This window comes from Parashewanella sp. 2210YD4-3 (assembly GCF_056591735.1).
In genome coordinates, this window is record NZ_JBWQOG010000005.1 from 20,875 (window position 1) to 40,272 (window position 19,398).

Sequence of the window (19,398 nt, forward strand, 5' to 3'; positions counted from 1 at the left end):
ATGGTATATTCCGCCAACATTGAAACCGTTTAATTACGGTGAAACAAAAGTAAAGCGAGAGAAAATGTTAACGCAGTATATAGAGCAGCTTGAAGCTGTAGGTCTTAATTTTTTCTTCGCTGCAATCTTTTTCTTCATAGGCATGGCTATCCATGACGTTTTAAAACAAGGTCAAGTGCCGAAATTTGGACGTTATATGGTTTGGTTGGTTTTATTTACGGGCTGTGCTGGGTTTATTGCAAAAGGTATAATCCAATTCTACTGGGAATCCTCTGGGATTGGGTAACATGGCAAAAGAACAATCTGATAGAACAACGATTGACCTTTTTGCAACCGAAAAACGCCGTGGTAGACCAAGAAGTAACCCACTGACGAGATCGCAGCAATTAAAGGTTAACAAGAGGAATCAAGTCCTCAGAGATAAGGCCAAAGGCCTAAAGCGTATCGAGTTAAAAGTATCTCAAGAATTATTTGATGCACTTAATCAACTCGCAGAAGAAAATAACATCAGCCGGAGTCAACTCATTGAGTCTATGTTGACCGCACAACTAAGTGATTTAAATTGACTCAACGAAAGTACATCAGGCATTTTTGATTTAAGTTCAAGATATACAAGGAAAAACAATGGCAACTGTAGGTCTATTTTTCGGCAGTGATACAGGTAATACTGAAGCCGTAGCCAAAATGATCCAAAAGAAACTTGGTAAGCAAATGGTAGGTGTGAAAGATATCGCCAAAAGTACCAAAGAAGAAATTGCTGAGTTTGATCTACTCCTTTTTGGTATTCCTACTTGGTATTATGGTGAAGCACAATGTGACTGGGACGATTTCTTCCCAGAGCTAGAGCAAATTGATTTCACGGACAAATTAGTTGCTATTTTCGGTTGTGGTGACCAAGAAGATTACGCTGAATATTTCCTAGATGCTATGGGTATGGTTGGAGATATCGTTTCCGAGCGTGGTGGTATCATTGTAGGTCACTGGCCTACAGACGGTTATGACTTCGAAGCCTCAAAAGGTATGGCAGATGACAACCACTTTATTGGACTAGGTATTGATGAAGATCGTCAGCCAGAACTAACCGAAGAGCGTGTCGACAAATGGGTTAAGCAGATTTACGAAGAAATGTGCATGGCTGAATTTGCCGATTAATTCACTCTAATGATTCACTAAAGCGGTGCTATATGCACCGCTTTTTGTTTGTAAAGTAAGGCCTTTATGACATCATCAAAACATTGGGATATTTTTTGCTGTGTTGTCGACAACTATGGCGACATAGGTGTGACATGGCGTTTAGCAAAACAATTAGCTGATGAGCATGGAATCAGTATTAAATTATGGGTAGATGATCTTAATAGTTTTAAACATATACTCCCGCAACTAGACCCTACCCTTGAGCGACAAACGATAAATGACATCACAATCATTCATTGGAATGATTTCACACCTCAACATTGGAAAACAGGTGAAGCGCTGATTGAAGCATTTGCTTGCGAGCTACCTCCAATTATTATCCAGCAACTTTCAGCAACTAAAACTGAAGCTCCAGTATGGATAAATCTGGAATATCTTAGCGCTGAAAATTGGATTGATGACTGTCATGGGCTAATTTCAATGCATCACTCTGGTGCACGAAAGTACTTCTATTTCCCCGGATTTTCGACAAAAAGTGGCGGCTTGATTTGTGAAAAGCATCAACTACAAACGTCTATCAACCAGCATAATAACCGCCAAGAATTTTTTAAGCAGTTCAACATCGAACTGACCGAAAATAAAACTCAAGTGATTAGTGTATTCAGTTATGAATCAGTAGTTCTCACCGACTTATGCCAATACTGGATAAAGCAGGACCAAGAGACTCATTTACTGGTTCCTTTTGGGCGAAGTCTGAGCAGCCTATTACCAATATTCAATAAACAGCTTAATACTGTAAATGCAGGTGAAAGCTTAAAAGCTGGTAATTTGCACATGCATATATTAACCATGACCAATCAAGAAGGTTACGACAAATTATTGGCTTGCTGTGACTTTAATATCGTCCGTGGAGAAGATTCATTTCTACGTGCTCAATGGGCTCAAAAGCCTTTTTTATGGCATATTTACCCACAAGAAGAAAATACGCATATTGAAAAGCTTTCCGCCTTTAACACTCTGTATACAAAAAATTTAAGTGCAGAGGCTTCAAAAGCTTATCAAGACATCAGTCTAGCCTTTAATCAAGATCTTCAAAATGATATTGAGAAAAAGTGGCAAAACCTGCAAAACGTCATGGAAGAAATTCAAAATCTCAGCCGAATCTGGGCTCAAAAGGCACTTAATGGCTCAGATTTAGTTTCTCGACTGGTGGAGTTTGTTAAAAACCGATAAAATCTGGCTATTGAAAAAAAATAGGCATCAAACCTTTTTGGGATGCCCGCAAAACAGGAATAGAAATAATGAAAACTGCTCAGGAAATTCGTACTGGCAATGTGATTATGCTTGATGGCAACCCAATGGTCGTACTGAAAACTGACTTTCACAAATCAGGTCGTAGTGCTGCTGTAGTTAAGATGAAGTTAAAAAGCCTACTTCAAGGCACTTCTACTGAAACCGCTGTTAAAGCTGAAGACAAAATTGAAGACATCATCCTTGATCGCTTAGACTGCACGTATTCATACTTTGCAGATCCTATGTATGTATTTATGGATGAAGAATTCAACCAATACGACGTAGAAGCTGAAAATCTAGGTGATGCGGCAAAATATATTGTTGATGGTATGGAAGAAGTTTGCCAAGTGACTTTCTATGAAGGCAAAGCAATTGCGGTAGAACTTCCAAACACAATCGTACGTGAAGTGATTTATACTGAGCCTGCAGCTCGTGGTGATACTTCAGGTAAGGTAATGAAACCAGCAACTATCACTGGTGGTGGTGTTATAACTGTTGCTGAGTTTGTAAAAACTGGCGACATGATTGAAATTGACTCACGTACTGATGAGTTTAAAAAGCGCGTATAAATCGAATTTACCAGCAAAAAAACCGCTCTCGTAGCGGTTTTTTTATTATCTCAACTGAAATCCGTCTCAAACAATTAATAAAGCCAACCCGTTCTGAACGCTAACCCTACAAAAACGAACAGCACTGAAATGAGTGTTACTGGAATAATATGCATGGCTAAACTGCTTAAATTATCTTTTGAGAGTTTTGGGATAATGCGTAGTCTGGCGTCGATGGCTAATAAAAATGTCGCCGCCAATAGGATGATTTTATAGCTAATTACTTTCGACACTGGATTTGAAAAATCAAACCATTGCGAAAAATCAGGTAGGTAGCTATAAGCCATATACATGCCCGTCCCTATCTGTAATAGCAAAGCTGGGATTCCGATTTTCTCGAACTTGTTCTCAAAGTTTCTTATCGCATCAACATCTTTGTGCTTCAGAGCGTTTGGGAGAACGGCGATGGAAAGAATGAGATGACCTCCAACCCAAATTGTCGCACCGATAAAATGTAATAGTAATAATGCACCCATACTGATTTCCGCTAACTTTTTTCTTAAGATATAGCTAAAGCAAGGGAGTGTAATTGACTTTTCTCAAGTCTTAATGACAAAAGTCAATTTTCTAGGGGAGTACAGTGAAAGTATGAGCTTTTTTTAGTCATTATAAATAAACACTTGTCCCATCACAGGCTTACCCGTTGATTGCGCCTCAAGCCATACCTTCGACGTATCGCCAAGCTCTCCTTTAACCACATAAGTTTCTTGTGGATCTGGAGTAAATGTTACTTTACCGCTAACAAGATAACTTTTAGTAAACATCGACTGAATTAATGCACCGTTAATTCTTTCTCCAACCAAAGTCAAAGTTGTCATAGTCTCAGGAACGTTTATATCAATTAGCTTAACATTCAAAAAGAAACCGTTGTCATTTTCTGCTGTCGCTTGCTTTGAGCTAAAAACTTTTCGACCATTGATTTCAGATAAATAGAATAAATCTGCAGACGTTGATTTTTTGTTACCGACACTACTCTTAATAACCGCAACCTTACCCACATAACTTTTGGGTGTCGGCTCTTGGTAACTGGTGCAGCCAACTACCAGTAACAAAATGATCAAAACACTTACTCTCATCATGGCCTCCTGCCTAAAGTAAAACGAGTAATTGCTATATGCTGTAGATTTATTGTTTTAAAATCAAGTTATTGATGCAAATTCACTTTTTATTAAATAGCAAAGTGAAAGAAACTGGCACCGCTTCACCGATACTTGGTAACCCAGCAATTTTCACCAATTTCTCTATCCCTGCAACTAATTTAAAATCTTTAGCATTGATGATTATGGGCTGAACAGAGGTAAGTAAAAAGCTTTTATCTGATAGCTTAGCAACCGTTACGTTAGCGGTAAGCCTGCTTGTATGACCATGAAGCTGAAGTTTCATTGGTACAGATAATTTTTTATGCATTCCAATCGCTAAATTGTTTATCTGACTCTGTTGAATTTTTGCAGTGACTATAGCCTTAGGGAAATTCGCAACGTCAAACAAAAGCTTCTTCATTCGTTCGTCACGAATACTAATACCCGTTTTGACACTAGTAAGCGAAATAGAAAGTTCAAACTCTCCTTTATCGTTTAAATTGCCTTCAAAACAACTAAAACTATGGTTCTCACCAATAGTAGATTTTTTGATGCTAAAGAAATTTAGATTTGAATTAGATGAATCAAGTTGCCAATTGGCTGCAAAACTAAATGGAGTTGTCAAACAGAGTAAGATAAAGAGTACCCAATGTTTCATTGTATTTACTCAATCTATGGAAGGGATAACAGTTTAAAGTTTCGCTAGCCAACGATCAAACTCTTGAGCAAATTTATGCTTATCCGCCTGATTGAACCCTGCAGGCCCTCCCGTCTGAACACCTGAACCACGGAGCTCATCCATAAAGTTTCGCATCGACAGAGCTTGTCCGATATTACCCGTGTTATAGACCACCCCTCTTGGTGTTACCACTAATGCTCCTTTTTTGATGGCATCAGCAGCCAGAGGAATATCGGCAGTAATTACCAGATCATTTGTTTCTAACTTCTCAACAATATAATTATCTGCTTCATCAAACCCTGACGAGACTCTGATACATTGTAAATAAGGAGATGGTGGTACACGCAATAATTGATTTGCTACAAAAATAGCTTTGACTTGACGTCTATCTGCTGCACGAAAAATCATTTCTTTTACAGGAACAGGACAGGCATCAGCATCAATCCAAATGGTTGGTTTTGTCATTAGTTAAATATTTACTCCACTGCAATATAAATTTATTTATGATAATTAATTAGTTAAGACGATTCTGAAAAGATGGTGCGAACTTTTAATAACTTTTTGATCATTAAAATTCACCATCGACTCTTTTCTAAACAAAAAGCACCATTTACCTGGTGCTTTTTATATATGCTTCTATGGCGCTAAGCGATCAATTTCCCAATCATTATCTACTTTCGAGTATAAGAAACGATCATGCAAACGCTTTTCCCCACCTTGCCAAAACTCAATGCTTTCTGGCGAGATTCGGTATCCGCCCCAAAACTTAGGTAATGGAACTTCACCTTTTGAGAACTTGGTTTTCATCTCATTAAACTTGGCCTCTAATGCCTGGCGGGCAGAAAGTTTACTAGATTGATCAGAAACCCAAGCAGCAATTTGGCTGTCTTTAGGGCGAGTAAGAAAATACTTCATTACTTCAGTCGTTGAAAGTGGTTCTGCACGACCCGTTATCGCTACTTGACGCTCCAATGGATGCCAAGGAAACAACAAGCTAACCTTAGCATTTTCCTTTATATGCTGAGCCTTACGGCTTTCTAGATTTGTAAAAAATACAAATCCCTGCTCATCAAAGCGTTTAAGAAGTACGATACGCTGAAAAGGCTGACCACTTTCATCAACAGTTGCTACAACCATAGCCGTTGGGTCGGTGATACCTGACTCTTTTGCTTGCTGCATCCAAGTTTCAAATAAAACCATTGGCTTTTCAGGTAAATCGGCTCTACGTAACCCACCTTTTGTGTATTCTCTTCTTAGATCACTTAAATCCATTGACATAAAGGTTACTCCTTAATCAACCCTTGGCCTTTAGCCCAAACATGTATCATATCGAGACCTAAAGTTGCACCAGCTAATGCGGTGATTTCGGCCGAATCATAAGCAGGAGCAACTTCGACAACATCCATACCAACAATGTTTAAACCTTCTAATCCACGAACGATTTTTAAAGCTTTGTCACTGGTTAATCCACCACAAACAGGTGTTCCTGTACCTGGAGCAAACGCAGGATCTAAGCAATCAATATCGAATGTCAGATAAACGGGTAAATCACCTACTCTTTCTTTAATTTGAGCAACAATATCTGCAGCCGTTAAATCATTGGCGGTAGCCGCATCAATGACTTTGAACTTGTGATTTTTCTTGCTGTACTCAGTACGAATGCCAATTTGCACAGAATGTTCAGGATCAATAATCCCTTCATTCGGTGCATGGTAGAACATAGTGCCATGATCATATTTACTACCTTCACTATAAGTATCAGTGTGGGCATCAAAATGAATCAGCGCCATTTTTCCATGCTTTTTGAAATGCGCCCTTAACAGCGGCAAGGTGACAAAGTGGTCGCCACCAAAACTCAATAAGCCTTTGCCTGAGTTGACGATTTTAGTAGCAAACTCTTCAACGCGTTGTGTAAAATCAGCCGCATCACCACAGTCGTAGACCAAATCACCCGCATCAACCATAGAAATGTGCTTACTTAAGTTAAAATTCCATGGCCAACGTTTTGCTTCCCAAGCTAAGTTCGTTGAAGCACTGCGTATCGCTCCCGGCCCCATTCTTCCGCCAGAACGACCGGTAACGGCCATATCAAAGGGCAACCCTAAAACAACAAGATCCGCATCGCTTTCCACTGGCTTAAAATCCAATGGCTGACGTAAGTAACCAAAGGCATTGGAATACAATGAGTAGTCTGGTTTATCTGCTAAAGTGGTCATACACACTCCAAAATTAATTTAAATTTTCTCAGCAACTAGGTGCTTATGCCAAGGCTGTTGGTATTGTTTTACTGCAATTCTTTTGCCTTGGTTTAATAATAATTCACAGCTCCCGATACAATAACTGTCAGCGAGGGCTTGCCTTTCAACCTGCGTATTCATAGAAATCGTATCCCATGAGCCAGGCTGTAAAATGTCTAATAATCTAATGAATAGCCCAGATTGATAAGAATTTATGTCTAAATTTGTTTCAAGGCTCACATAGGAGCTCGATTCTTGCGGGGTAATGTGAATCGTAAAGTATTTATTTTTTTTAAGCCCATTAATTGAATAGCCCAAAGGTTCAAATAAATGGTCATCAATTTCAAAATCTGGAAATAAAGCATCAAGTTGTAAAAGCGTTCTAATTTCAGTTTTTTCTTGCGAATCACTTCTTAAATATGCTGCTGTATTTCCCGAAATATGATACATCAACAATTCAGAGCTGATTGAATCTTCAATCAACCCATTATCAAAATAAAACACATGATGATGATGCATATCCAAGTGACCAATACGATACGCTTTTCCGTCTACAGCTTGTCTTAACTGATCAATATCTTCAGCAAACGAACTGGTTTGCAAATACCCTAAATACTCTTTATTGCGTTGATATTTTATGGATTGGATACTCACCATTCCCACTTTTTGTATAAAACTCAATAAAGAGTTTACTAGCGTGGAATTACCGCAAGTCATCATTAGAAATCGGTCATGCCAAACAAACAGACTAGACTCGCTCAGTAAATAAGCATCACATTGCTCATTATGTATGCTTGAGAGTATTTCTGCATTTGAAAGGCTCACCAGTTTCTCCCAGAAAACTTTATCCAAGCTTCTAAGTGAATCGGAATTTGAAGTCATAATGACTTCAACTTTTTTTTCTGAGCCTTCAAAAAACATTGCTTTACCTAAAGTCCTCAAGATATGTATAGCCTTCAAGACCTACTTGCAGCTCTTCAAGAATGCTTTCCCTTTCATGTTCATCGATGTGCTTATTCACCAAATCCTCATAAGTTTGCATAAACCCAAGCGCATCAAGATTTACATAAGCAAGAACATCTGCAACCGTATCACCTGCCAATACAGACTCAATTACAGGATTTCCTTCATCGTCCATTTTGACTACAGCTGAATGGGTGTCACCAAACAAGTTGTGCATGTCACCTAAGATTTCTTGGTAAGCTCCAACTAAGAAGAATCCAATTAAATATGGGCTGTCGGCTGACCATGCAGGTACTGGTAACGTTGTCTCCACACCTTGCCCATCGACATATTGATCAACAATACCATCTGAATCACAGGTAATATCTAACATTACTGCACGACGTTGTGCAGGTTTGTCTAATCCTGACAAAGGTAATACGGGGAACACTTGATCGATGCCCCAAGCATCTGGCAACGATTGGAATAGGGAAAAGTTTACAAAGAACTTATCTGCTAACTTTTCATTCAACGCGTCAATGATAGGACGATGATAACGATATTTACTGTCTAATAATCCCTTGATTTCATGACAAACACGTAAGTTGGTTTGCTCTGCCCATGCCCGATCGGCAAGGCTAAGCTGGCCTAACGCAAACAGTGTATGTGCTTCTGCCAAGTCACTTTGAGTATCGTTATAGATTTCAATTAACGCTCGGCTATTTGTACGACCACTGATTTCGTTCCATGATAGCCACATATTATGCAGTAACTGAGGCGCATCGTCCGCTGGCGGTTCAATTTCTTCAGCTTGGTAAGCTTCTGTACCTATTACATCTGTGAGTAAAACGGCGTGGTGTGCTGTTAAATGGCGTCCAGATTCTGAAATGATGCGTGGCATCGGCTGTTGATATTCACGACAGATATCCGTAAGCACATGCACGATATTATTGGCGTATTCGGTCAGCCCGTAGTTCATTGAGTTATTGCTTTGGCTACGAGTACCATCGTAATCCACGGCTAAACCACCACCTACATCGAAGCAATCAATTGAAGCGCCAAGTAGTCTCAATTCACAATAAAATCGTGCAGCTTCACTCACACCTTGGCGAATATCACGAATATTGGCGATTTGCGAGCCTAAATGAAAATGCAATAATTGCAGTGATTCTAAACAGTCGGCTTGCTTGAGTTCATCGATGACACGCAAAACCTGAGCAGCAGATAAGCCGAATTTAGATTTCTCACCTCCACTGGCTTCCCACTTGCCTTTACCCTGGAAAGCTAAACGCGCACGAATACCCAAGCGAGGTGTAACGCCTAGACGTTCAGCCTCTTCTAGCACCATCTTAAGCTCAGACATTTTTTCCAGAACGATATAAACCTTATGTCCAAGCTTCTCGCCAATCAACGCTAAACGAATATACTCGTTATCTTTGTAACCGTTACATACAATCACAGAGCTGGCTTTTTGAGCCATCGCCAATACAGCCATTAGTTCAGGCTTACTTCCCGCCTCTAACCCAAGTTGCGGAACTTCTTTTTGCTGCTGGCTGGCGAGGATTTCTTCTACTACCGTTTTCTGCTGATTTACTTTAATTGGATAAACAAGCAAGTAATCATTTTCATATTCATATTTTTGGATTGCTTGATTAAACGCATTACACAAACTGTGAACGCGATGATGCAGAATTTGCGGAAAACGGACTAACAAAGGTAAAGAAACACCTGCTTTCACCATATCTTTTGCTAATTGATTTAAGCCAATCGTATGTTCAGGCCGTGTTGGATCGGGAGAAACTGTTACTTCCCCTTCATCTGACACACCGTAAAAACCTTGACTCCAATACGCTACGTTGTAACTGTCACGCGCGCTATCAATTGACCAATTTTTCATCTTTTATTGCCTAGCAAAGGTGGCTATTCTATCTGTAGGAACAACCTGAGGTAACTTCGCGATAATCAGTAAATTATCAGTTCTTTTTATATAAAACGCGCAATTAAACCTTGCTTAACATGCTAATGCAAGCACGATTTAACACCGCAATTATCAATTGTTTAAACTATACCCGTGATACCTCGGGATGCACTCTTTCAGCGAGAATTAATTGCCATTTAGTCAAGGTATTTATCTGAAGTAATAGTGGTTCTATTTCAAAGATAAATAACGAAGCATAAATGGCAATTAAACTCGCACTGTGTGTGACTCTCAGCGAACATTCTTCTTTGTTGTGAAAGTTTGAATTAGACCCGCTAGTCCTTCACTTTCACACCTCGAATAATGATGCGCTGAGAGGCACTGAAAAGTTGCATCTCGAGGTATCACGGGTATGTATCAATATCGTCATACTAACAGTGTTTTAGCAAAGGTAAAAAACTCTCCGCAAACAACATCTAAATAAAGGTATAATGCGCCATAGTTAACGTTAAATTCAGAGCATTACATGGCACAACTTGGAAAACATTCCACTCTAGAAATCGTAAAAATTGTGGATTTCGGGGTATATCTTGACGCTCAAGATTTTGGGCAAGTTCTTTTACCTAAGAAGTATCAACCTAATAATTGCGAAATTGGCGACAAAGTAAAAGTCTTTTTGTATCTAGATTCTAAAGACATGCTGATCGCAACGACACAAAGACCTCGTGCGCAAGTAGGTGAATTTGCTTATCTTAAAGCAATTGCCACCAGCCCTGTTGGTGCATTTTTAGATTGGGGACTGGATAAAGATTTATTGCTTCCTTTTGCTGAACAAAAACGCCCTGCAGAAGAAGGACGTTCATATTTAGTTTATGTGTATGTAAACCATGCTGACGAGCGAATAGTGGCCAGCACTAAAATCGATCGCTATCTAGATAAAACACCGGCTCATTATAAAAGCGGTGAAGAAGTTAAGCTGATTGTTGCGGGTAAAACCGACCTAGGTTACAAAGCAATCATAAATAATGAGCATTGGGGTTTACTTCATGACAGCGACGTTTTCCAAGCGTTAAAAGTTGGTCAGAAAACTAAAGGCTTTATTAAGCAAATCCGTAAAGATGGAAAAATTGACCTTGTACTTCAACAAGGTAACAAGCAGGAAATGGATAAGTTTTCGACAACATTACTGTTCAAGCTTAAGCAAGCAGACGGCTTTTTACCGTTTAATGATAAAACCGATGCTGCAGTTATTTATGAGTCTTTTGGTGTCAGTAAAAAAGTCTTTAAAAAAGCCTTAGGCGGATTATTTAAACAAAAACTGATCAGCATCGATACGGATGGCATTCGCTTAAGCTAAGCACTTAAACAAGAGGGAGTTTTGCTTTATAAACTCCCTTTCATTTTATTTTTATGTTCAATAAATTGGTTAAAATAATTTAACTATCAGAATGTTAAATGCTCGCATATGATCGGCCAATCATTCAAAAAATAAAGATGACTTTTGGCCATACAACCCAAAGAACCAATTTTGAAATTTGACTTTCATTGTGACGCCGCAGAGCATCATGATGATGGAAGTAATGAAGACTTAGTTATTGCGCATGAACATTGTTCACCTACTGCACTTACCACTCTAACGTTAACTAAGCTGCTCGCATATCAAAAGTATCAAGTTAAACAATACGATTGCCAGTTCACTCTTTCATATTTAACTAAAGGTGATCCCTATGAGCGTCAAATAATATCGTGCTCTGCGACTGTTACTTTTGACTTAGTACGATACCAAATAGATCCTGTTTCATTTGAATATACAGATTGTATTGACGAACTGAAAGGTGAAACAACAATAAAAAAACTGATGGGTTGGGTAATTACAGTGCTCAATAATGCTATAAGTCCACCAACGATATTTCATGAATTTGAGCAAAAAGATTTCATGGACTTTGTAGTTAAAAGCGAACGTGCGAGGTCTACAGCCACAAATACCCATGCATTCGTAGACCACTCTATTCTTTCTCTCAATGAACTGCATGATAAAGCTATCCAGCGATTTAGTGTTGACAAAAAAACCTGCTTCGCTTTGGATTTAGATGAAGTGCTTATAAAACCAACTTTGATACACCAAAGCCTTTATTTTTCACCTGTAGAACCGAATATCGGTGAAATTCTTAAAAGACTGAAATCAACCTTTAAAGACGCATTCTTTGTGGTCATCACTCACTCTCCAATTGAAGTACTGCGAACTAAACTCAAATCTCTTCAAAAGGGAGATCTTGATTCTGATTTTTTTAAAACAGTATTATCTAAAAGAAATAATGAGTACCCTTTCAGACACTCGGGACAAGCTAATAAAGGAAAGCAATTAAAGTGTTACCTTGACACTGTTTGTCCCAAGTGTGATCAAATAATTTTTGTTGACGATCAATCTCACAATATAGCGCTTGTAAAACAAGAGTTTGAAGAGAAAGTTATGACATTCCAAATGCTTGCAGGTGTTCCCCATCGGTTGCAATTAATTGCAGATGATTGTTTTGAAGGGTCACTTTTGCAGCTATTTCAGTCAAAAAAATATGGGAATGAAATTATAAGTTTTATTGAATACTTAAGACTTATTAGCAGTCGAGGGAATTTAGTTCAATTGCAGGACATATAAAATGGTACCCGAGGCCAGACTTGAACTGGCACGCTGTTACCAGCGAGGGATTTTAAATCCCTTGTGTCTACCGATTCCACCACTCGGGCATCTTGAGTGCAACTAGCATTGCTAGTTAAATTGTGGAGGCGCGACCCGGAGTCGAACCGAGATCGACGGATTTGCAATCCGCAGCATAGCCATTCTGCCATCGCGCCGATAATTAAGAAATTTGGAGCGACATATCGGGTTCGAACCGATGACCTATACCTTGGCAAGGTATCGCTCTACCAACTGAGCTAATGTCGCGTTTCTTAATCAGTCTTGGTTTGCGGTAGCTCCCCTTGACTTCGGATTGGCATTCTACGGATTTGCTTGAAGCTGTCAACCACTCTTTATCGTAATACCAATCGTTTGAACATTTTATATTCTATTTGCTAGTTTATTGGTTTTCTTCTGCGGTTAAATCCTTCCATGCAGCGCCAATATAAACAAACATCGACCATAAAGTTAGAATTGCAGCAATATAAAGAAGTACATAGGCTAAAGACACCATAAAGTTACTTTGCTGCCAAATAAGCCCGATAATCGCCACCATTTGTACGGCGGTCTTATATTTTCCAACCCAACCTACAGCAACAGCTCCACGCTTACCTATCTCCGCCATCCATTCTCTTAGAGCGGAAATGACGATCTCACGGCCAATCATAATAATCGCTGGTACGGTCAACCAAGCACTTGAGTACTCTTGTACCAATAGCACTAATGCTAGAACCACCATGAGTTTATCAGCTACAGGATCAAGAAAAGCCCCAAATCGAGTTGACTGTTTCAACTTGCGAGCGGCATAGCCATCAAAAAAATCCGTTACAGCTGCAAGCCAAAATGCAAATGCAGCGGCGAAATTAGCCCAAGGATAGGGAAGATAAAACAAAACAATAAAAACTGGGACCAAAAGTAGGCGAAATAAGGTCAAGGCTATAGGAAGATTAAACGGCATCTTTTTATCACTTTAAATTTTGGGTTCTTATTTATAAGAGCCCCAGTTAAAAGGCTTGCGTAATGTGGTTCATGACCCACAAATGAGTCAATTGCGATTCAATTATGCATCTCATTGCTTTTTCTGAGTTAATCTTGCCTGATTTTTACTACCCCCGCAACGAGTCATATATAGTTTGCGCCATTTCTGAACTAATTCCGGGTACTTTCGCTAACTGGGCAACACTTGCACTCTTAACTTCTTGTAAACCACCTAAAAATTGTAGTAAGGCTTTACGTCGTTTAGGGCCAACGCCTGGAATACTTTCTAAAGTTGAAGTATTTCGTGTTTTCTGACGTTTATTTCGATGACCAGTTATCGCAAAGCGGTGAGACTCATCTCGAATATGCTGAATTAAATGTAAGGCCGGTGAATCAGACTTGAGGTTAAATTCAATTTCACTTTCTCCTAAAATCAAAGTTTCTAACCCCGGTTTTCTGCCCTCGCCTTTAGCCACACCAACTAAGATCGGAGGTACATCAAGAGCAACACACTTTTCATCAACTACTTCTTGAGCAATACGTAATTGCCCTAAACCACCATCAATAAATAAAATATCTGGTACTTTCCCCGAATTAGTTATTTTGTCGAAACGACGACTAATGGCTTGCTTCATCGCTGCATAATCGTCACCTCCCGTAATACCTGAAATATTATATCGACGATAATCTGCTTTATGTGGTCCTTCTCTATTAAATACGACACAAGATGCTACGGTGCTTTCACCCATTGTGTGACTAATATCGAAACATTCCATTCTTTGTATCGGTTTATTGAGTTCAAGGACCTCTTGCAACAATATAAACCGCTGCTCAACAGTATTCTTATGGGCTAAACGTGTCGCTACCGAATTAGAAGCATTGGTTTGCGCTAAACGCAAAAAACTAGCTCGCTCACCTCTTATATTGGATCTAAATACAACTTTTTTCCCATGCGATTCAGCTAAAGCTTGTTCAATGTCACTCAAACCTTCAAATTTTTCTTCGATCAAGATTTCTGATGGCATAGTTCGCTGAATATCTGCATTTAAGTAAAACTGACCAACAAAAGAAGCTAAGACCTCTGCAAGCTCGGTGTGTGTTGGCACTTTAGGATAATAACTTCTGCTTCCAAAAATTTTACCATCACGAATAAACAAAATATGGAAACAAGCAATACCAGATTGATAGTTCACTCCAACAACATCCATATTGCCACTTGTCTTTGAGACTTCTTGCTGCTCACTGACTTTGCTTAATGCAGTGATTTGATCTCGATATTGAGCTGCTTTCTCGTATTCAAAATTATCAGCCGCTTGCTCCATGTTATTAACAAGGGTTTTCATCACTTGTTGATCTTTTCCTTTTAGGAATAACTCAACAAGATTTACCTGCTGCTGATACTCTTCATCACTTACCTTACCAACGCAAGGTGCATTACAACGCTTAAGTTGATATTGAAGGCAAGGCCGAGAACGCGCTTTATAATAAATATCTGTACACTGACGGATAGGAAATATCTTTTGCAATAAGTGCAGGCTTTCTCTTACCGCACCGCCATTTGGATATGGACCAAAGTATTGCCCTTTTTCGCGTCTTGCCCCTCTATGGTATGCAAGCCTGGGATGTTTATGACCACTAAGAAAGATGTAAGGGTAAGACTTATCATCCCTAAGCAATACATTGTATTTGGGCATATATTGCTTAATGTAATCATTTTCCAATATCAAGGCATCAGTTTCACTGTGAGTAACTGTGACATCAATACTGGCAATACTCGCCACAAGCGCTTGTGTTTTTACATTAGGTAAATTTTTACGAAAGTATGAACTTAAACGCTTCTTTAAATCTTTTGCTTTGCCAACGTATATCACCATTGCTGACGAATCGTACATTCGATAGACGCCAGCTTGATTCGAGACGGTTTTTAGAAAGTTTTTTGGATCAAATTCATTACTGGTTGGCAAAACAATAATCCATTAGAACAGAGTGGTGTCTAACATTTTATACCGAATAGCCAAACGTGTTAGCTCTACATCACCATTAATTTCAAGCTTTGAAAACAATCGGTAACGGTAACTATTAACGGTTTTAGGGCTCAAGTTCAGCTTTACCGAAATGTCATTCACCTTCTCTCCATTGGTGATCATCATCATAATCTGCAATTCTCGTTCAGACAAAGCAGAAAATGGATTTTCCTCATGATTAGTTACTTGGTTAAGTGCCATTTTCTGGGCAATTTCAGGTGACAAATAACGCTGACCATGCGCTACTTGGCGAATAGCATTAATCATTTCAGGTGGCGATGCATTTTTGGTTAAATACCCAGAAGCTCCAGCCTGCATGACTTTGGTAGGAAAAGGATCTTCAGTTTGGATGGTTAACACTATAATACGGGCATGTGGTTGATAGCGTGCAATCTTTTTGGTGGCTTCTAAGCCCCCCATTCCAGGCATGTTCATATCCATCAAGATAATATCAGCTTCGTTATTTCTTGACCATTGAACTGCAGTTTCTCCATCTGGCGCCTCTCCAACAACTTTAAAAGACTCTTCATCTTCCAAGATTCTTCGGATCCCAGTACGCACTATTTCATGATCATCGACCAAGTATACCCTTATCAACTTCTATACCTTTTAGGAATTATTAGGCGTGTCCAATTTATCTTATAAGCTAATATAATCAAAGTGAAAATTAGCTCTAACTCCCTATAATTGGTTAATATATTGGCACTTATATACTAAAGTCTTAATTTCTTCTTAAAATGCTACTTTATAGACTTATCTCTGCTGCTTAAAAATGTCATTATTTCCCTATGACTCTCATTCATTCAAAAGACATCAGAAATGGCTAACATTTTATTGATTGCCAATCTCAACTGCGACCGCGTATTGCATCTAGATAAACCTATACATCTTGGTGGACGTTTTTTATATCAAGATCATGGCCAAAGACTCGGTGGAGGTGGTTCAAACACTGGGATCAGTTTAGTCTTCGGTGGTCACAATGTTTCACTAATGAGCGAAGTAGGAAATGATCATCTTGGCAATTGGTTAGTTCAGCAAGTTCAAAAATACGCTATCGACTGTCGATATATACATAGGCATTCCTTACAGACTAACGAGTTGCTGCTAATGGTTACTCCTGATGGTGAAAGAACCATTGTCCGACCTAATCGCCCCTTATTTGAACTTGGCATGCCACTTGATTGGCAGCAATGGGACGTACTTTATATCAACACGTCTGCGCAAGGAGCAAGCAGTTGGTGTAAAAGCGCATTAAATCAATGTTTAGTTGTGGCTCAATTAGGTAAGGATGAAAGAATTCGCCCTTGTCATGTACTTATAGCTTCTGCAACTGACATGTTAGGCCGAAGCCACCTTCCATGTTGGGAGTATGGCAGACTCATTGCTGGCGATAGCTTAAAATATTTTGTCGTCACTAATGGTGAACATGGTGCAACTGTTTACTCTGCTCAAGGAGAGCAAAGAGTAGCTGCTTGTAAAACAACAGTTGTCGATGTTACTGGCGCTGGTGATGCCTACGCGGCAGGATTAATCCATGGTTTAACATCTGAATTACCAATCACTGATGCTATGACGGAGGCTGCTCATTGGGCCGCCTGCGCTGTAACGAGTGAAACATCTATACCAGGGCAACAACTAAAGGATTATTTAGGCAAAAATGATAACAATAGATAACACAGCAAGGTTGAGCTTTGAGTTAATGACGAATACGGACGCCGATCTTTTTTGGGAACTTGATCAAGATCCTGAGGTGATGCGTCATATTACTAATGGCGTTCCATCAAGTCGTGAGCGGATCAATAACTTTGTCTTGCCAAGAGTCAAAGCCTTTAGCAATCCCGAGCAAGGTTGGGGAATGTGGAAAGTCTCCCTCAAAGAGAGAAATGAATATTGCGGCTGGATTTTGATCCGTCCAATGGCGTTTTTTGAAGAATCAATTGACACTCGAAATCTTGAAATAGGCTGGCGATTAAAACGATCTTATTGGGGTAAAGGTATTGCAACCGAGGCCGCAAACCATATTAAAAACGTATTAACCCAAGCTAATAAAGTGGATAAATTCAGTGCTATTGCCAGTATTGAGAACCACGCATCAATTAAGATAATGCAAAAGCTGGGTATGGAATACGAGAAAACAACACACTACTCTGATGATTTCTTTGATGGAAAAATAGTGTGTTATCACGTTAATGTTTAGAATATAGCTTTAAACTAAAAAGCAAAAAGCCGCTCGATTGAGCGGCTTTTCTGAATGATGGCGGAGGAGCAGGGATTTGAACCCTGGAACGGGATAAACCGTTGCCGGTTTTCAAGACCGGTGCATTCGACCACTCTGCCACCCCTCCGAACGCCGACAAAGATACCTATAACGATTTCCTTTGTAAACGATAAATTTCATATTTTTGACTATCTGACTACAAAACCAGCACCAAGCTTTCAAAACGTTCGAAACCAAAGAGTAATTTCACTCAATTCTTTCCGATAAGTAAAGATTAGATACTCCCTCAGCAAATCTTGAGGATTCATTGAATATTTTGAATTGGTTAAAAATTGGCATTAAGCTGCTAGCTAGCAGAAACCTGAATCTAGAAAAGCAAAAAGCCGCTCGATTGAGCAGCTTTTCTAAATGATGGCGGAGGAGCAGGGATTTGAACCCTGGAACGGGATAAACCGTTGCCGGTTTTCAAGACCGGTGCATTCGACCACTCTGCCACCCCTCCGAACGCCGACAAAGATACCCATGTGAGCCTTTGTTGTAAACTAAAATTTTTATTTCCAAGTCCGTTTGTTCGTGAAATCATCAACTAAAACATAATTTAGACAAATCAAAGAAGCTGAGCCAGCTTTCTGTTCTATTAGTGTTTAGTTTTTCACTTGCCTGCTTTAGTTTTCTCATTGACAATAAAGCTGGACTAAAGTCCTTTTTTCCAATGCATAAAAACATTGACTCATCAGCTTTAAATAATGCATTTGTTTAATACTATATCTAGATATAGGTATGACTTCTTTTGAATCAAATGTTTTTCCGTTTGGTAAGCGACACCCTACTTCTGCTGTTTTCGCAACTTCTCTTGCTGATATAGGTTGGACATAGTCTTTAATAAACATAGGATCTCTTAGGTACTGGGTATTGGCAGATGAGCTTAAATACAATTCAGCAAGCTCCTCGAGTTCTTCTAGCTCTTCAGCATTCATACCGTTATCAAGTTTAAATTGCTCAATAATGCTATCCAACTCTCGATCAAGCGAATTCAAATAACTGTCTAACTCTACGTAACTGTCTAAGGCTCCCTCACACTTTTCATGCTTTTTGATTTTTAACGAAATGTAGCCTGTGGCCGACAAAGAGCTAGACAAAACCGAAGAAAAGACAAAAAGTACTCCTGTAGCAGTTGCTGGGCGTGATGTTGAAATGCAAGTGCACACCAAGCAACTGCAAATTGCACAACAAATAGAAGAACCAATAAATACCGAGAATGATAGATTCGTAAAGCACTGATTATATTCAGACCTGATTCGCTCATCCCAATGTAATGAGCTTAAATGTTTTAAATAAACACATTTGCCCTGTACATAAAATTTAGAAATATTCTTTGCAGGTGGCTGAGTCGTAACCGTAAACGCTGAATCTTGAAGAGCCAGTTCAGAAACCGTTGAAACGGTATGATTTTGAGTTAGTTCCATTAGCTCATGGTTATTTGATGTTACAGCTTCAACAGACTGACTCATCTCAATACGTTCTAAATAGAGGCGCGAATCAACAAATAGTAACAATTAAACTCTAAAATTGGGCATAAGTTATCAATTGTTCAGTATTCGTTAAGTCCCTACT

At 39.2% G+C, this 19,398-nt stretch carries 21 protein-coding genes and 5 tRNA genes; 9 read left to right on the forward strand and 17 right to left on the reverse strand.

Annotation, left to right across the window (positions count from 1 at the left end):
• The first annotated feature begins 64 nt into the window (after nucleotides 1-64).
• The 5 genes from AC1EU0_RS08955 to efp all read left to right on the forward strand — a co-directional run bounded on the left by AC1EU0_RS08955 (nucleotide 65) and on the right by efp (nucleotide 2,996).
• On the forward strand, nucleotides 65-286 hold the full coding sequence (locus tag AC1EU0_RS08955; protein WP_480302068.1) for a DUF2788 domain-containing protein: 222 nt from the start codon (nucleotides 65-67) through the stop codon (nucleotides 284-286).
• A 1-nt stretch (nucleotide 287) separates the two neighbouring features.
• Nucleotides 288-566: a LexA regulated protein gene (gene ybfE, locus AC1EU0_RS08960; RefSeq protein WP_121839794.1), complete on the forward strand. Its 279-nt coding sequence runs from the start codon at nucleotides 288-290 to the stop codon at nucleotides 564-566.
• A gap of 58 nt (nucleotides 567-624) precedes the next feature.
• Nucleotides 625-1,152: a flavodoxin FldA gene (gene fldA / locus AC1EU0_RS08965; protein WP_480302069.1), complete on the forward strand. Its 528-nt coding sequence runs from the start codon at nucleotides 625-627 to the stop codon at nucleotides 1,150-1,152.
• A 66-nt stretch (nucleotides 1,153-1,218) separates the two neighbouring features.
• A complete protein-coding gene (gene earP, locus AC1EU0_RS08970; RefSeq protein WP_480302070.1) occupies nucleotides 1,219-2,367 on the forward strand; it encodes an elongation factor P maturation arginine rhamnosyltransferase EarP in 1,149 nt (382 codons plus the stop codon).
• 68 nt (nucleotides 2,368-2,435) lie between these two features.
• Nucleotides 2,436-2,996 carry an elongation factor P gene (efp, locus tag AC1EU0_RS08975; protein ID WP_480302071.1) on the forward strand — a complete coding sequence of 187 codons (561 nt, stop codon included), beginning with the start codon at nucleotides 2,436-2,438 and terminating at the stop codon, nucleotides 2,994-2,996.
• A gap of 74 nt (nucleotides 2,997-3,070) precedes the next feature.
• Here the strand turns inward: efp and AC1EU0_RS08980 are convergent, their stop codons facing one another.
• The 8 genes from AC1EU0_RS08980 to speA all read right to left on the reverse strand — a co-directional run bounded on the left by AC1EU0_RS08980 (nucleotide 3,071) and on the right by speA (nucleotide 9,869).
• Nucleotides 3,071-3,511 carry a CopD family protein gene (locus AC1EU0_RS08980; RefSeq protein WP_480302072.1) on the reverse strand — a complete coding sequence of 147 codons (441 nt, stop codon included), beginning with the start codon at nucleotides 3,509-3,511 and terminating at the stop codon, nucleotides 3,071-3,073.
• A 123-nt stretch (nucleotides 3,512-3,634) separates the two neighbouring features.
• A complete protein-coding gene (locus AC1EU0_RS08985) occupies nucleotides 3,635-4,114 on the reverse strand; it encodes a hypothetical protein (protein ID WP_480302073.1) in 480 nt (159 codons plus the stop codon).
• A gap of 79 nt (nucleotides 4,115-4,193) precedes the next feature.
• A complete protein-coding gene (locus AC1EU0_RS08990) occupies nucleotides 4,194-4,772 on the reverse strand; it encodes a YceI family protein (RefSeq protein WP_480302074.1) in 579 nt (192 codons plus the stop codon).
• A gap of 33 nt (nucleotides 4,773-4,805) precedes the next feature.
• Entirely contained in the window at nucleotides 4,806-5,258 is a 453-nt protein-coding gene (locus tag AC1EU0_RS08995) for a YaiI/YqxD family protein (RefSeq protein ID WP_480302075.1), read from the reverse strand.
• A gap of 171 nt (nucleotides 5,259-5,429) precedes the next feature.
• Nucleotides 5,430-6,065 carry a pyridoxamine 5'-phosphate oxidase gene (gene pdxH / locus AC1EU0_RS09000; RefSeq protein WP_480302312.1) on the reverse strand — a complete coding sequence of 212 codons (636 nt, stop codon included), beginning with the start codon at nucleotides 6,063-6,065 and terminating at the stop codon, nucleotides 5,430-5,432.
• Between the two features lie 11 nt (nucleotides 6,066-6,076).
• Nucleotides 6,077-7,009, reverse strand: coding sequence for an agmatinase (gene speB / locus AC1EU0_RS09005; protein WP_480302076.1), 933 nt, complete (start codon nucleotides 7,007-7,009; stop codon nucleotides 6,077-6,079).
• An 18-nt stretch (nucleotides 7,010-7,027) separates the two neighbouring features.
• Complete coding sequence (locus AC1EU0_RS09010) at nucleotides 7,028-7,951, reverse strand: adenosylmethionine decarboxylase (RefSeq protein WP_480302077.1); 924 nt, start codon at nucleotides 7,949-7,951, stop codon at nucleotides 7,028-7,030.
• A 4-nt stretch (nucleotides 7,952-7,955) separates the two neighbouring features.
• Nucleotides 7,956-9,869, reverse strand: coding sequence for a biosynthetic arginine decarboxylase (gene speA, locus AC1EU0_RS09015; RefSeq protein WP_480302078.1), 1,914 nt, complete (start codon nucleotides 9,867-9,869; stop codon nucleotides 7,956-7,958).
• A gap of 547 nt (nucleotides 9,870-10,416) precedes the next feature.
• Between speA and AC1EU0_RS09020 the strand changes: the two genes are divergently transcribed.
• Nucleotides 10,417-11,247: a CvfB family protein gene (locus AC1EU0_RS09020; RefSeq protein ID WP_480302079.1), complete on the forward strand. Its 831-nt coding sequence runs from the start codon at nucleotides 10,417-10,419 to the stop codon at nucleotides 11,245-11,247.
• 171 nt (nucleotides 11,248-11,418) lie between these two features.
• Nucleotides 11,419-12,543 carry a DUF2608 domain-containing protein gene (locus tag AC1EU0_RS09025; protein WP_480302080.1) on the forward strand — a complete coding sequence of 375 codons (1,125 nt, stop codon included), beginning with the start codon at nucleotides 11,419-11,421 and terminating at the stop codon, nucleotides 12,541-12,543.
• A 2-nt stretch (nucleotides 12,544-12,545) separates the two neighbouring features.
• On the opposite strand, the gene AC1EU0_RS09030 is transcribed toward AC1EU0_RS09025, so the two are convergent.
• The 6 genes from AC1EU0_RS09030 to uvrY form a co-directional block, all read right to left on the reverse strand.
• Nucleotides 12,546-12,632: transfer RNA gene (locus AC1EU0_RS09030), tRNA-Leu, on the reverse strand.
• A 34-nt stretch (nucleotides 12,633-12,666) separates the two neighbouring features.
• Nucleotides 12,667-12,740 (reverse strand) — tRNA-Cys (locus AC1EU0_RS09035).
• Between the two features lie 15 nt (nucleotides 12,741-12,755).
• Nucleotides 12,756-12,831 (reverse strand) — tRNA-Gly (locus tag AC1EU0_RS09040).
• 133 nt (nucleotides 12,832-12,964) lie between these two features.
• Nucleotides 12,965-13,522, reverse strand: a complete 558-nt coding sequence (gene pgsA, locus AC1EU0_RS09045) for a CDP-diacylglycerol--glycerol-3-phosphate 3-phosphatidyltransferase (protein ID WP_480302081.1) — start codon at nucleotides 13,520-13,522, stop codon at nucleotides 12,965-12,967.
• A 148-nt stretch (nucleotides 13,523-13,670) separates the two neighbouring features.
• A complete protein-coding gene (gene uvrC / locus AC1EU0_RS09050) occupies nucleotides 13,671-15,506 on the reverse strand; it encodes an excinuclease ABC subunit UvrC (protein WP_480302082.1) in 1,836 nt (611 codons plus the stop codon).
• A gap of 12 nt (nucleotides 15,507-15,518) precedes the next feature.
• The gene (uvrY, locus tag AC1EU0_RS09055) at nucleotides 15,519-16,163 is read right to left on the reverse strand and encodes a UvrY/SirA/GacA family response regulator transcription factor (RefSeq protein WP_480302083.1); all 645 of its coding nucleotides are present in this window, start codon (nucleotides 16,161-16,163) and stop codon (nucleotides 15,519-15,521) included.
• Between the two features lie 222 nt (nucleotides 16,164-16,385).
• On the opposite strand from uvrY, the gene AC1EU0_RS09060 reads away from it, so the two are divergent.
• Both AC1EU0_RS09060 and AC1EU0_RS09065 read left to right on the forward strand, forming a co-directional pair.
• Nucleotides 16,386-17,240, forward strand: coding sequence for a PfkB family carbohydrate kinase (locus AC1EU0_RS09060; protein ID WP_480302084.1), 855 nt, complete (start codon nucleotides 16,386-16,388; stop codon nucleotides 17,238-17,240).
• Nucleotides 17,224-17,763, forward strand: coding sequence for a GNAT family N-acetyltransferase (locus AC1EU0_RS09065; protein ID WP_480302085.1), 540 nt, complete (start codon nucleotides 17,224-17,226; stop codon nucleotides 17,761-17,763). The genes AC1EU0_RS09060 and AC1EU0_RS09065 overlap by 17 nt, the downstream gene beginning before the upstream one ends.
• 58 nt (nucleotides 17,764-17,821) lie before the next feature.
• Here AC1EU0_RS09065 and AC1EU0_RS09070 read toward each other — a convergent pair.
• From AC1EU0_RS09070 to AC1EU0_RS09080, 3 genes are all read right to left on the reverse strand, one after another.
• A tRNA-Ser gene (locus AC1EU0_RS09070) sits at nucleotides 17,822-17,911 on the reverse strand.
• A 285-nt stretch (nucleotides 17,912-18,196) separates the two neighbouring features.
• Nucleotides 18,197-18,286, reverse strand: a tRNA-Ser gene (locus AC1EU0_RS09075).
• A 172-nt stretch (nucleotides 18,287-18,458) separates the two neighbouring features.
• On the reverse strand, nucleotides 18,459-19,295 hold the full coding sequence (locus AC1EU0_RS09080) for a hypothetical protein (protein WP_480302086.1): 837 nt from the start codon (nucleotides 19,293-19,295) through the stop codon (nucleotides 18,459-18,461).
• Between the last annotated feature and the right edge of the window lie 103 nt (nucleotides 19,296-19,398).